This window comes from Paenibacillus sp. IHB B 3415, assembly GCF_000802655.2.
GTDB classification, from domain to species: Bacteria; Bacillota; Bacilli; order Paenibacillales; family Paenibacillaceae; genus Paenibacillus_AQ; species Paenibacillus_AQ phytohabitans.
The window spans coordinates 23,714-37,253 of the sequence record NZ_JUEI01000015.1 but is presented as its reverse complement, the minus strand read 5'-3'; the positions used below and the strand labels follow the sequence as shown (position 1 = coordinate 37,253).

Here is a 13,540-nt window from a genome sequence, read left to right as displayed (position 1 = left end):
CTATCGTTTCGATTTCTTCACAAGCTCCCGCAGCGGAAACGCCAGATCGACAACACCGATAATCCAGAATCCGGGCAGGACGATAACAGGTATCGCCAGCAGCAGCGCTACTATCTTGCTCCACTTCCGTTCATGTATGAGGAAGAAGAGGAAACCGATGGTTTGAATCTTGAATGCGATTTGCAGCAGCGGCAGCAGATTGGCCGAGACCATCAGCATAAAGCCGCTGTCCGCACCGCCGAAGAGCAGGCTGAGCACTACGCCAAGCAGATAATACCAGATGAAGGCTCTGGACAGTCTCCACTCCCGTGCAGGCTTCAGTCTTGGCACCGCGTATTCCATGCTGTTCAGAATCGGACGGACAATGGAATGCGTAATGACAGCTATGATGAATGCACTGAGGATGAGCGTCATCGGAATAGCCTGGATGGTCATCCAGCTCATCATGCCAATCTGATCCGATGAGATGGTGATCTCGGAGAGCAGAGGATTGCTTGCCCCCATAGTGGCCAGCCAGTCCGTATAAGTCTGCAGAACATCGTATACATAATCGTACAAGTTAAACTGCAGGAATGTAGTACTGATTAACAGAATCAGCAGGAATTCACCTAATACTGCGACCATACCGGCAATTAGCGTAGACATCGCTGATGCGCGTTTCTTATACCGGCGTCCCATTACAAGGGCCGGTATCAGGAAATAAATTGCTATCAATACGTAAAACGGTGTAATCAGGCCCACAATCAGCAGGACCGGCACTATATGCAGAATGAACTGCTTCGTGCTAAGAGTCGTAAAGAGCACAATGGCCGGGATAATCATAAACAGCGTCGTGATAAGCAGCAATGGGGTGGACAGGGATAACAGCAGCAGCAGATAAGCTATGCTCCAAGCCACAGATGTCCAGCGAAATTTCAACAGTATTCACCTCTTACGCATATGTTCTTCTAGTGCAGATATATCCTGGTACCATTCTTCCAGCTGATGGCCTTCCTGCCTGTGCTTTCTCAGCTTCTCCATCAGCAAGTCATCCAGTTCACGATAAGGGATACCAAGTCTGCGCCCCAATATATATGAGCTCATAATCAGGCTGGCCAGGCTGTCGCCTACACGGGCGGTACTGCCTTCCCACAACGCTTTGAATAACCGTGAGACTTGATCGATTACTTCGGTCTTTAACCACTCAATCACCTTGGCGCGTTTGGCCACGTCCAGGTCCTTCGGCACATTGGGCACGTCTCTCTACCTCCGGCAAAAAGCATTATTCTCCATTATAGCATAAATATTTCCGAGCCACACGGACGCCAGCCACCCGGATCATCCGCATAGCGGAGCCTTAAATCCGGGGGTAATTCATGGACTTTACAGGCACACCGGAAGGTATCCACAGCCTGCCTTTCAAAAAAGGCCCGCATTCCGTTACGCCGGAAATACAGGCCTTGGTTCCTTAAGCATTTGTCGCCATATGGATGAGGTTATAACGATTCCTGGGATTGCCGCGAGACAACCTTTTCGCAATATTCGATGATCTGACTCCGGCGCACAATACCAATGAACCGTTTCATGTCGTCAACTACAGGTACAAAGTTCTGTACTTTGGCCAGGTTAATCAAGTCCTCCATATCCGCATCAATGGATACCGGCAGATTATTCATCCGCAGCGGTACATCCTTAAGCAGATATTTGGAAGCATTCTCAAAAGTAACGGCGCCGCCCGACTCCTTCATGTACCAGAGCAAATCACCTTCTGTGACTGTTCCGGCATATTCCCCGTTCCGGTTCAGAATCGGCACTGCGGTATAGCGGTGAAACTCCATCCGTTCCAAGGTCTGGCGCAGCGTCGAATCCAGTGTAACGCAAGCTACCTCCTGTTTCGGAAGTAAAAAAAACGCAATATTCATCTCTTGATCCTCCTCAAAGAGTTCCGAAGGAATGATGCTCTACCTTCCGTGCTGCAAGGCCCACCGTAGTTATACGCCTGAGACAGCAATTCGTTCCACTTCATTATACCATGAAGACAATAAACAGCAGCCATTAACCTTGCGAATGGCTGCTGTTTTTATGGGGGACAGAATGTACGCGTCCGCCCTTACTGGGCTGTAGCTGTAGCCGCAGGCTCCAGGGCATTCTCTGCTTTGCCTGGTTCAATTAGCTGGTCCACCGGTGTGCTGGCATTCATCCAGTTATCGATCATGGCCTTAGCTTCACTCAGATCCTCTTCATCAACAATATCGTAATACAAACCATTGATACGTTCGCCTTCGCCCATCACCGTGAAGCTGGAGATATCCATGTCCTTGCCGCCCATGAATTTCTTGGCCAGACTGATGATCGTGGAAGGCTGTATGTCTGTTTTGAAATTATCACCCATAATATCCAGCAGCTCCGGGATGTTGCCGATTTGGCTGATTGATAACATTTTATTCGCTACCACATCGATAAATACCTGCTGGCGTTTGGTCCGGTTGAAATCGCTATCCTCGCGGTAACGGGTGTAGTTAAGCGCCTCTTCACCACTATAATTCGACTTATTGGCCTTAATGGTGAATTTCTCATGATCCGCACCTTTGTTGACAATATCCTTCTTGATCGGTAGCGGAACACCGCCAATAGCGTCAACTGCATCCTTCAGGCCCTGAAAATTAATTGTGGCATAATATTGAATATCATGACCAAGCAATGCTTCCAGGGTATCTTTAGCCATTTGCTGGCCGCCAAACGCATAAGCATGCGTGATTTTGTCCTTCTTATTGTCGTCATGCCCGATAATTTCCGTGTAGGTGTCACGGGGGATAGAGATCAGCAGAATCTTATAATCCTCCGGACGGATAACGGCATAGATCATTGTATCGGACCGGGCCACTTCATTGCCCCGCTGATCTGTACCCAGGAGCATTAAAGAGAACGGGTCGCTTTTGAATGCAACCGGGGCAGGTTTAACCGCTGTGGTTGTACCGTTATTCTCCAAGGGCTGGTAGGATTCTTCCGCCAGCTTGGTTTCCACCTGATCCGACAAAAAGAGGTCAAAGGCCAGCACCGCGAGCGGCTTCTGGAACAAAAATCCTCCGGCTACAATGACCAGGGCTACAATGAGTGCAATGTATCTTTTCTTCAGTTTTTTTATTTTTTTCATAATTATAATTCCTTCTTTATGGTGGATTGTACATATGATTGCCGTGCTCTATTTACAATGCCTGCCTGGACTTTCAGACAGTCATGACTGGGCTCTTCTTGCTGCTATGCACTGCCCTGCTTAAGGATATGGTTCCCCCTTTCCGGGATTCGGGTCGTTCTAATTGTAGAATAAACCTGGAAAACTGCGTTGACACATAAACAATATTTCTATTGTAATCACTTCACACCTAAAAAGAAACAACAAATAACGACAGCATTAGCGCGATAGTCGCCTGTATTCCTTAAAGTATATGACGCAGGAAAGTCCGTTTTGATGCTAATTTCCAAAAAATAATTAAAAATGACGGCCCGCACTGCCTGCCTAGGCAACAGATCGGACCGTCATTATTTATCTAATCGATTTCCTTGATCCACCAGTTCTGCGGATCACGTATATTGCTGAGCGCGTTCGTAGATACACCCTGGAGGCGTTTATTAACCGCGGTAATATTAGAGCGTTCGGAGAAAAAGATCATCGGAACCTCGTCATTAATCAGCTTCTGCCATTCATAATAAACCTCTTTGCGGAAATCCTTGTCGTAGGCTTTCAGGCTTACCCCGTCACGGATGAGTTCCTCGCTGCGCTTGGACGTCCACCGCGGATAATTCCACGAATCGGTTGCCCGCCATAAGCCCGAAGGATCGGGATCGCTCGCCAGCCCCCATACACCGTTAAACAGCTCTACGGACGGATCATCGGACTCTACCGCTTCATAAAAGCTGTTCAGCTCCTTCAGGCTGCCGCCGTTTAACTGAACATTCAGCCCGACATCATGCCAGTTCTGCAGAATCGCTGCAGTACGCGCCTCTGCTGTTTTGCTGCCGGACATAGCGTCGTAATGAATCGTGAATTTCTTACCGCTTGGATCCTCGCGGAGCCCGTCTCCGTCCGTATCGAGATATCCTGCCTCATCCAGCAGGGTCTCTGCCTTCTCCGGAAGATAGGCATAGGTATCTATTTCCTGGTCATCGATCTTAGCCCAGCTTGAGCTGGGAATAGGGGTCTCGATCAGTGTTCCCAGGCCATAGGAATATTTATCAATAATACCTTGCCGGTCAAGCGCATAATACATCGCTTTGCGGAGCCGCTTGTCCTGGAATTTGGGATTATCCATCACCACCTGGCCGCTCTCATCATCCCAGTGTCCAAACTTGAACCCTATATATTCATAAGACAGCCCCGGTGTCACTTTGATCTCCACATTGTTCAACTGGCCTGCAGCCTGGTAAGCATCCCGCGGAAGGGTCCCGATATCGATGCTTCCGGCTTCAAGTAGTGCCGTCATGTCCTTGCTGTCAATGACCTTGTAGGTTACACCGTCCAGCAGAGCTTCCCCTTTATAATAATCATCGAACCGTACCATCTCGACACTCTCACCCGGTACAATAGCCTTAATCATGAAAGGACCGGTGCCAATAGGCTGCTTACGCACCTGATCACTGTCCAACATATCCTTCACTGCGACGCCCTCGAAATACCTCTTGTTCATCGGATAGGCCCACAGATTATCGATCATGTTCGCCCGCGCTGAATTCATCGTAATGCGCAGCGTATACGGGTCCATCACTTTGAGTCCGGTGATTTCCTTGGCCTCCCCCAGGTGGTAAGCTTCAGCTCCCTTAATCATTTCCACGCTATAATACCTGGAGCCCGGATAATCCGGGCTGGCGATGGTCTCCAGGGCAAACTTCCAGTCCTCCACGGTCAGCTCATCGCCGTTATGCCAGCGGACACCGGGTTTGATGGTGAACGTAAATACCGTATGATCCTCAGATTCCTGCCAAGTGGCAATGTTAGGAGCCGTAGACAGGTCATCGTTGACTTTGAACATGGCTTCCGTAGTGAATTCAAGCACATTCGCATCGTCTTCCCCTTCAATAAAGGCCGGTTCGAAATTGCCTTGAAACGCAGATGAATATCCATATGTTACTGTCCCGCCTGCTATAGGTTCATCGGCTGTTTTGCTTAAGCGCGTCATATAAGACTGGGCGCCCGGGCTTGGCCCGCTGCATGCAGACAACGCCACCGCAAGCATAAGCGGAAGCATTAGCCGGCCGATGATATGTTTTGACATATATTCCTTCCCTCCCGGGTTCCATCACGCTTTGATGTAAGCGGTTTCTACTCTGAATTTTACTATAACTCTGATTGTTCAGCTCATGGACATTTGAATACGCCACATAATAGAGGATAACCAATATTGGCTCTAAAGTGAAGCCTTTAATTTCTATTCGGTCTGCAGAAGCCCCCGTGAAATGTAAAAAAAGCCTGCCCTGACGGGCAGACTTCTGGAGTAATCACACTTATTTTTCCTCATCGGGATGTATGATGCTAAGGCCCTCAACATGCCTCTTCTGCATCAGTTTGCGCTTCTTGCGGGTATCCTTGCTCTCGAAAATAATATCAAAATCATAATCCTCCGGGTATAGCTCCTCTTTGGACAGATATGGCTTCAAACGCTTATGGTTTACGGTTATTTTCTGTTTCTGGATCATCACTCCGACCATCCCCCGGCTGTCCTTCTTCATATATACAATTCCAGTGCGCCCCAGGGTAGTGACGTAAACAGCATCTCCCACTTCAAAATCGGGCTTCGCCGCCGGAACGCTGTGCCCCGCATCAGCTGCATCATCCCGGTTTTGATCCGGATTGCCGCTCTGAGACGCAGCATTCCTCTTCTCAGCATCAGCAGCTCTTGAACTCTGTTCCTGTCTGTAAGGGCTATTCCACGGCTTCTGGCTGCCTCTATGCTCCTGCTGCTCGGCTACAAGCTGTTTGGCGCGCTCAATTACCGGTTTGTTTATGCCGAGCTGCTCGGCTATCTGCAAGGCATAGCTCTCGCCCGCTTCGCCAATCGTCAGCTGGTACAGCGGCTGGAGAGTCTCTTTATCGAACTCCATCCGTGCATTCTGAAATCCCGGTGTAGCTGCAGCAAATACCTTAAGTTCGTTGAAGTGGGTGGTTACCACAATATTAGCGCCTTTGCGGTTCAGCTCCTCCAGAATAGCAATCGACAGTGCGAACCCTTCCCCGGGGTCCGTACCTGCCGCCAGCTCATCAATCAGCAGCAGTACGCCTCTGCCGGCATCACTAAGCATTCCTTCTATACTCTTCATTTGTGCAGAGAAGGTACTGAGCGACTGCGTCAGACTCTGACCATCGCCAATTACGCTAATTACATTGCTGAACACAGTAAAATCACTGCCCGGCGCAACCGGCACCAGCAGACCGGATTGCGCCATCAAAGACAGCAGGCCCAGCGTTTTGAGTACTACTGTTTTGCCGCCTGTATTGGGGCCGGTTACGATCAGAGATTTGTAGCCCTGACCAAACTCCAGACTGACCGGCACCATATCCTTGAGCAGAGGATGCCTGCCTCCATTCATCCGCAGGAAGCCGCGTTCATTCAGTGAGACAGTCCGGGCATTAAGAACCCTGGCATACTTTCCCTTGGCGAAGATGAAATCATAGGTACCGGTTACTTCAATATTCAGCCGCAGAGCAGCCTGTTCCTGCTCTAGCAGCCCTGTCAGCATACTTAGGATGATTCCTTCCTCCCGGGCTTCATCAGCTGACAATAGCTCAATCTCCCCCTGAAGGGAGGCCACCTCGTCTGGCTCCACGAAGACGGTCTGCCCGCTGGTCGACTGATCCAGCACGGAACCCTTGATTTGCTTGTGATACTCCCGTTTCACCGGAATCACATACCGGCCACCTCGCATGCTGATCAGACTCTCCTGAAGGATGGACTTATGGCGCGCCATAATACTCTCCAGCTTTCGGTGCAGTCGATCCTTGGCCACAGCCAGCCGTTTGCGTACCCGCTCCAGTCCTTTACTGGCCTGATCGTCAATAACACCCAGCCGGATACAACGTTCAATCTCATCCCTGACAGAACTCAGCTCCTGCAGAGAAGCTCCGTAAGCAGCAATACGCGGTGCACTCTGCTCTTTGGAAGCCATATACTTACGAAGCTGTCCACAGCTGTGCAGGAATACGGATACTGCGGTGAAATCCTGCTCATTGTACAGATAACCGGTTCCAAGCAGTGACAGAACCCACTCAATGCCTTCTAATGACGGAATGGGCACACTCGCCCCCCGCTCCAGCAGCTCTTTGGCTTCGTCTGCTTCATCCAGTGCGCGGTGTATGGCCGGCAGATAGGTCATCGGCGCAAGCTCGCTCACATATCTTCTTCCTTCATAGGATACGGCATGGCGCATTAATTCCTGTTTGATCATCTCGTATTCCAAGGTGTTCATACTTTGTAGATTCACTCTAAATCCTCCTTGTATAGATGCCCGTATTACAGGCTTGCTCCCTAACGCAAAAAGGGGGGAGAACCCCCCCCGCGAAGACCCGCCACTGCGGCAGTCTTCGCCCTCCTTTGAATGCTATTCTCCTCTTTGGCTTCAGAAACAGGCCCCACCCGCCGGATGAACGCTTCTGAAAACAGAAAAAACCGTGCTGCAAAGAGCACGGTTAATCACAAAGAGAATAATAGCCGTAAAGAGGCCATCATGACGCTTCGCGTGTGTTCTTAACTAAATCATTCATTCTTACAGCCCGCGGCTAATCAGACATGTCACCTGGACATAGTCTAACAAGACATGCCCCTGGCAATGATCGGAACATGCTGCGGCTTACTGCCGGAATGATATGAAGTTGCTTAGTTAAGAACGCTCACCAACATCAAAATTTCCCCTTTAGTTATAGGATACCTGTAATTTACTACATCTGGAATCCGGTTGTCAATTGCCGGTAAAGCAATTCATTACCCATGTAATTCCGTTTTTACCGTCGGCAACCTGTCCATGAAGTGCGCCGAAGAAGGTTTTTTGCAGCTCCACCTTGACCTGCCCGCCCTCTGAGCTCAGTTTCTCATAAATCGCCCGCATCTCATCTTCGTTGTCCAGTCCCAGAATAACACTTACATTCTCTGTCTTGGCACCTTTGCCGTAATCATCGGAGAAATGAATCAGTGTCTGCCCCAAATGCAGCTCAGCATGCAGCAGCTTGCCATTATGTTCATTCAGAACCTTGATCTCTCCGCCAAAAACGCTCTTGTAGTACTCCACAGACTCCTGCACGTGCTCAATAATGATGTAAGGACTTGCACTGATCATTGTTCATTCCTCCAAGTTTTATTTAAATAGCCTATATAGATTGAACTTGTATTTTTTCTATTATGGGATTGCCGTGACTCCAGAGAATGTTTGGCCCTCCGGCCGCTGTTGTCTGCAGATTTCTTGAATTTAACCCGCTGTTCGCGGTGGAAATCCGCAGACAAAGGCGGACGCTGGCGCTCCTATAGTTCCAAAATTCTCCTCCGCCACTTTTCCCTTTTTAGTATATTTTCAAGTTCAATCTATATAGCTAGTATTCTGCCCCTATTATACAGTTTTTGCCCGTGGTAATTCTTTTGTATGCATGCAAAAAAGCAGCCGGCTAAGCCGGCTGCTTCATGAAACGTCCTATTCCGTTGTGTAAGGCAGCAGCGCGATTTGACGCGAGCGTTTTACAGCAATGGTCAGAGCGCGTTGGTATTTTGCACTTGTACCAGTTACACGACGCGGCAAAATCTTTCCGCGTTCGCTGATGAACTTCTTAAGAAGCTCAGTGTCTTTATAGTCAATGTGAGTAATCTTGTTCACAGTGAAGTAGCACACTTTTTTACGCTTGTTGCGTCCACCACGACGTGCCGGTCTTTTGTCGTTGTCCGCGCCTTCTCTTGGTTTAAAAGCCATGTTCAGTTCAGTCCTTCCTTATTAAAATGGCAAATCATCGTCCGATATATCGATCGGTTTTCCATCGCCTGAAAAAGGATCTTGAGTATTGTTGTTACGCGAGAAATTATTGTTATTTCCGCGTGCACTGTTACCGCCGTTACCGCCGCCACCAAAGGCAGGCTCTTCGGGAGTACTTCCACCACTTGGTGCATTTCCGCCTTCACGGTTCTGCGAGGATTCCAGGAATCGGACATTATCAGCAATAACTTCAGTGACGTATACACGTTTACCTTCATTATTCTCGTAATTCCGTACTTGGATGCGTCCTTCTACGGCTGCCAGTCGTCCTTTGCGCAAGTAATTGGCACAGGTCTCAGCCAGCTGTCTCCAGGTTACTACCGGGATAAAGTCCGCTTCGCGTTCACCGTTCTGGCCCGTAAAGTTGCGGTCTACGGCAAGCGTAAACTGCGTTACGGCAACACCAGCGGGAGTATAACGAAGTTCCGGGTCACGGGTCAACCGACCGATCAGAATGATACGGTTCAACAATTCAATCCCCTCCTTATAGCGCGATTCGTTACAAAGCTTGTCAATATCTTAGGCAACGTCGTTCGTAATGAGATAACGAATTACTTCGTCGGAAATCTTCATGAGACGTTCTAATTCGGTAACTACTGCAGGTTCTGCATTGAAGTTAACCAAAACATAAACGCCATCACGGAATTTCTTGATCTCATACGCAAGACGGCGTTTACCTTGCACATCGTGCTTTGTAATTTCTCCGCCGTTGGAGATGATGCCTTGGAATTTTTCGACTGCTGCTTGAACGGCTTCTTGTTCAATGTCAGGACGAATAATGTACATGACTTCATATTTGCGCATAATTTTCACCTCCTTATGGTCTGAGGCCCCTGATCACGTCAGGAGCAAGGAACGAGCACAAACATAGACTCGCACCAAATCAATATACCAAATCCCACTGATGAATGCAAGCTTTATTCATACGCACCAGATCATGGGACCTGTTTTCATCTTTCGGGGTCCCCGCAAAGCACCTGACTACTCCCCGAAGCTAAGCCCCACTTTGTGGGGTTAATTTATGTACATGAAGACGTCTCTGCAAGGCCACAATATAACCGCTCCACCACTTTACAGAAGGAGGCTTATCATACTATGGGCGAGAAAACAGAGTACGAAAAGGGCGATAAAGCCCCCAATCCGGGGGTTTATACAGAAGTAGGCGAAGCGCGCAGCTTCCATACCGAGATCCAGAATCCTAAGCGGATTGAAATGGAGAAGGGCGACACGTTTCCTGAGACCTCCAATCAGAACCGCAAGTGGAAAAAAGTCGAGAAAGCACGCGTGCATTAATTAATCAATCACATGTATAAAACCTGTCAGGCTGCACCATACTATACTCAGGCAGTACAAAAGAGAGGTGTGGTTCCGTTGAACGTCGTAGACGAACACAATCACAGGGATTCTGAATCAGCAACTATTGTAACCCGGGGAGAGTAAAGGCCGCTCCTAAAAAAAGCAGCCTGGCACAACCTGTTTCACTTTAGCGGCTACAAACAGAGATTTCCAAACATCATTGATGTACTGCCTCTGGAGAGAGACCTGCAAAGGTCTCTCTTTTTGTATGTCTTCATGCAGAAATAAAAAAACCTTCGTCACCTGAACGAAGGGATAGTAGTTAATGTATATAATGCTGAAGTGGCGGAGAGGGTGGGATTCGAACCCACGCACGCTGTGACACGCCTAACTGATTTCGAGTCAGCCCCCTTGGGCCTCTTGGGTACCTCTCCGCAGCAAGAGTTATTGTATCATGCCAGCATTACAATTGCAAGCTTTTCGCTTTGCCTCCTGCTGCAAGCTTAATTGTTTTCGGCTCCGCTTTCAGCAGAATGAAGAACCTTCTTCATGTTTTTTTCGAATTTAGCGCGGGGGATCAGGACGCTATGCTGACAGCCGGTACATTTAATCCGGATATCCATCCCCATACGGATAATCTCCATCTCGTTCGTTCCGCAGGGATGCGGCTTCTTCATCTGTACGATATCACCCAGCCCGAATACTTTGCGTTCCATTATTCTTCTTCCCCTTCCTCTCCCTCTTGCGCAGCAGCTATCTGTCTTCTCGGACTTGCCTGCTGCTCCTCACGGGCTCTACGGGCGCTTCCAGACAGTCCCTCCTCTTGAGCCGCTTCAGCCTCCCTTGCCTCCCTGTCTGCCTGCTCACGCGCCTCCTGCTCTGCCTTGGCTGCTTCCAAAGCGCTCTGCTGCTCCAGGGCCTGCTTAATATCACTCTGAATCTGCCGCTCTGCAGAATCTCTGGCGTTAGGCATGCAATTAGCCGCCACCCGGATCACATACTCGGAAGTACTCATCGACTGAATGCCCAGCACATTGGGGTAGTCAATTACACTTGGGTTCCGTTCCTCTATCCCCTTAAGCGCTTCTCCAATCAGTGCAAGTGTTGCTTCTAAACCCCGCTCTATTTTGACAGGCACATCCACCACCGCCAGGGCATTAGCCAGCGAATAATTCGTAACATTTACAATTGTGCCATTCGGTATGATATGCACTTCCCCAGTGGCACTCAGCAGCCGGGTCGTTCTCAGGCCAATCATTTCTACCGTACCTTTGTAGGTTCCGCTCTGGATGACATCCCCTACTGCAAATTGATCCTCGAAGATGATGAAGAAACCGGTAATTACATCTTTGACCAAACTTTGTGCGCCGAACCCTATCGCCAGCCCGACAACTCCGGCCCCGGCCAGCAGCGGTTTCAGATCGAATTGGAATACAGACAGAATCATCATAATCATGACAAAGTTACAAATGAAGGCAACCACATTTTTCATAAGTCCGCCTACTGTTGAGAATCGGCGGTTATTCGCTAAGCGTCTCCCCCGCGTCTCCCTCTCCAGGGAACGGTCGATAACACCCGAGACTACTTTAATAATCACCCGGGTCACAAGAAAAAGCAGCAGAATCTGTACCCCGGAAAACAGCACGGTTGCCCACATATCTGCATTGGTTACCCATTCCCATATTCTATCCTTAAAGCGGACCACTTCGTCGACTGCCTGGCCCGGCGTTGTCACTTCCAGCATCCAGTTATTCATCCTGCTCCTCCTTCTCCACAACCTCCACATATCCTATACCATCACTTGATTTGGCAAAGATCCCGCGTATCTCTACATTCTGCTCCGCCACAATGACCCGCACCTCTTCCAATGCATTCCGGTAGAATTGGATCGACATGGCGCAACCGGCTGTAATCTCCTTGGGTGTAGGAAATATATCAATTTCAATCTCCGCATATTCCAGCAGCATCTCAGCGCGCAGCGCCTGCTGGGTCGAATCAAAGGCTATCAGCAGTTCATCCTCCACACTCCACGCCTCCCTCTGGGCTATTCGTCCTATCTATTGCCGCCATAGTATAAAAAGCCACTTTCATCCATATACTAGGATCATCAGAACAGAAAGGAAGATCATATGAATTTCTCTTCTAAAGCTTCATCCCTGCAAGAACCATCCTGTTTAAAAATATCACATGCTGATCCCGATATCTATTCTGCGATTACCCACCGGCTTCTTTTCCACTTTTCACGCACACGTACAGACACACCAATTGTTATTGTCTGTGTAGGCACAGACCGCTCTACCGGCGATTCACTTGGACCGCTGGTCGGCACTGCGCTTGCCCGCTTCCATAGCCCCTTATTCCATCTCTACGGAACGCTGGACGAGCCAGTTCATGCTGTTAACCTGGAGGAGACTCTCTCCCTCATTTATCAGAAGCACCCTAACCCGTTCATCATCGGAATCGATGCCTGTCTGGGCCAGTCAACAAGCGTTGGCTGCATCCAGGTCGTAGACGGCCCCCTCCGGCCGGGAGCAGGGGTCAACAAGCAGCTCCCGCCAGTAGGCGATATCCATTTGACGGGCATTGTGAATGTCGGCGGCTTCATGGAGTATTTTGTACTGCAGAATACGAGATTAAGCCTTGTAATGAGATTATCCGATATCATTGCTTCCAGCCTATACTCCGCACTTAAGCAATGGAACCTTCATGCTAGATCTGCTGCAGCGCGAGAGCAATAACTTCCTTCTCCTCTGGAGACAGAGGATACTGCGACTCTCCCTTTTCAAGCGGCTTGGAGTATATATATGAGTTCTCGCGGTTGTGCAGGCTGCTCAGCACAATTCCGCTATGGTTGTCATCCAGAATGGCAAGCGAGAAGCTCAGATCATTGCCGCGCTCTCCAAAGGCATTGTAGCGTTTCATGGCAACCTTTGACTTCATCCCCCGCATTTTGGCTTGTGCGGCTTCAATCATTTCCTTATGCTCACGCTGACCATCCTCCAGCATATCTCCCTGGTTCTTCAGGTTTACCAGCAGGCTCTCCAGATCCTCAATGCCGTTCCCGGTCATCATCGCTTCATATCTGCTCCGCATCTTGCGAATCTTGGCACCTTGAATGATCAGAACAATTGCCAGCAGAATAATTACCACTGCAAAACCCATAATGAACACCGACAGCTGTTCATTTATCACTTCATTTAATTCCGACATATATGGACCATCCTTTGTCTAAATATAAAAATTTATAGGTTTCACATGATAG

Annotated in this window: 16 protein-coding genes and 1 tRNA gene; 2 read left to right on the top strand and 15 right to left on the bottom strand. The window is 49.0% G+C overall.

The window, feature by feature from the left end:
* The 10 genes from QW71_RS07935 to rpsF form a co-directional block, all read right to left on the bottom strand.
* On the bottom strand, positions 1-918 hold the full coding sequence (locus tag QW71_RS07935) for a DUF2232 domain-containing protein (protein WP_039295837.1): 918 nt from the start codon (positions 916-918) through the stop codon (positions 1-3).
* A gap of 6 nt (positions 919-924) precedes the next feature.
* Positions 925-1,227, bottom strand: coding sequence for a MazG-like family protein (locus tag QW71_RS07930; RefSeq protein WP_171717780.1), 303 nt, complete (start codon positions 1,225-1,227; stop codon positions 925-927).
* Positions 1,228-1,475: 248 nt separating this feature from the next.
* Positions 1,476-1,901 (bottom strand): CBS domain-containing protein, encoded by a 426-nt coding sequence (locus tag QW71_RS07925; protein WP_039295831.1) that lies wholly within the window; start codon positions 1,899-1,901, stop codon positions 1,476-1,478.
* A gap of 188 nt (positions 1,902-2,089) precedes the next feature.
* Positions 2,090-3,133, bottom strand: a complete 1,044-nt coding sequence (locus tag QW71_RS07920) for an LCP family protein (protein WP_039295829.1) — start codon at positions 3,131-3,133, stop codon at positions 2,090-2,092.
* Positions 3,134-3,527: 394 nt separating this feature from the next.
* Positions 3,528-5,249, bottom strand: coding sequence for an oligopeptide ABC transporter substrate-binding protein (gene opp4A, locus QW71_RS07915; RefSeq protein ID WP_039295826.1), 1,722 nt, complete (start codon positions 5,247-5,249; stop codon positions 3,528-3,530).
* Positions 5,250-5,478: 229 nt separating this feature from the next.
* A complete protein-coding gene (locus QW71_RS07910; RefSeq protein WP_039295824.1) occupies positions 5,479-7,452 on the bottom strand; it encodes a DNA mismatch repair protein MutS in 1,974 nt (657 codons plus the stop codon).
* Between the two features lie 474 nt (positions 7,453-7,926).
* Complete coding sequence (locus QW71_RS07905) at positions 7,927-8,301, bottom strand: glyoxalase/bleomycin resistance/extradiol dioxygenase family protein (protein WP_039295822.1); 375 nt, start codon at positions 8,299-8,301, stop codon at positions 7,927-7,929.
* A 348-nt stretch (positions 8,302-8,649) separates the two neighbouring features.
* A complete protein-coding gene (rpsR, locus tag QW71_RS07900) occupies positions 8,650-8,922 on the bottom strand; it encodes a 30S ribosomal protein S18 (RefSeq protein WP_036699837.1) in 273 nt (90 codons plus the stop codon).
* Positions 8,923-8,943: 21 nt separating this feature from the next.
* Positions 8,944-9,453 carry a single-stranded DNA-binding protein gene (ssb, locus tag QW71_RS07895; protein WP_039295814.1) on the bottom strand — a complete coding sequence of 170 codons (510 nt, stop codon included), beginning with the start codon at positions 9,451-9,453 and terminating at the stop codon, positions 8,944-8,946.
* A gap of 48 nt (positions 9,454-9,501) precedes the next feature.
* Positions 9,502-9,786: a 30S ribosomal protein S6 gene (rpsF, locus tag QW71_RS07890; RefSeq protein ID WP_038598251.1), complete on the bottom strand. Its 285-nt coding sequence runs from the start codon at positions 9,784-9,786 to the stop codon at positions 9,502-9,504.
* Positions 9,787-10,077: 291 nt separating this feature from the next.
* On the opposite strand from rpsF, the gene QW71_RS07885 reads away from it, so the two are divergent.
* Positions 10,078-10,275, top strand: coding sequence for a YjzC family protein (locus QW71_RS07885; protein WP_039295806.1), 198 nt, complete (start codon positions 10,078-10,080; stop codon positions 10,273-10,275).
* Between the two features lie 346 nt (positions 10,276-10,621).
* Here the strand turns inward: QW71_RS07885 and QW71_RS07875 are convergent.
* The 4 genes from QW71_RS07875 to QW71_RS07860 form a co-directional block, all read right to left on the bottom strand.
* A tRNA-Ser gene (locus QW71_RS07875) sits at positions 10,622-10,712 on the bottom strand.
* Between the two features lie 69 nt (positions 10,713-10,781).
* Entirely contained in the window at positions 10,782-10,994 is a 213-nt protein-coding gene (locus QW71_RS07870; protein WP_039295799.1) for a DUF951 domain-containing protein, read from the bottom strand.
* On the bottom strand, positions 10,994-12,034 hold the full coding sequence (locus tag QW71_RS07865) for a mechanosensitive ion channel family protein (RefSeq protein ID WP_047013683.1): 1,041 nt from the start codon (positions 12,032-12,034) through the stop codon (positions 10,994-10,996). Before QW71_RS07865 ends, QW71_RS07870 begins: the two co-directional genes overlap by 1 nt.
* Positions 12,027-12,302, bottom strand: coding sequence for a DUF3343 domain-containing protein (locus QW71_RS07860; RefSeq protein ID WP_039295796.1), 276 nt, complete (start codon positions 12,300-12,302; stop codon positions 12,027-12,029). The genes QW71_RS07865 and QW71_RS07860 overlap by 8 nt, the downstream gene beginning before the upstream one ends.
* Positions 12,303-12,407: 105 nt before the next feature.
* Between QW71_RS07860 and yyaC the strand changes: the two genes are divergently transcribed.
* A complete protein-coding gene (yyaC, locus tag QW71_RS07855) occupies positions 12,408-13,016 on the top strand; it encodes a spore protease YyaC (protein ID WP_039295795.1) in 609 nt (202 codons plus the stop codon).
* On the opposite strand, the gene QW71_RS07850 is transcribed toward yyaC, so the two are convergent.
* Positions 12,988-13,488: a DUF4446 family protein gene (locus QW71_RS07850; RefSeq protein ID WP_039295792.1), complete on the bottom strand. Its 501-nt coding sequence runs from the start codon at positions 13,486-13,488 to the stop codon at positions 12,988-12,990. The genes yyaC and QW71_RS07850 overlap by 29 nt on opposite strands.
* Positions 13,489-13,540 lie beyond the last annotated feature (52 nt).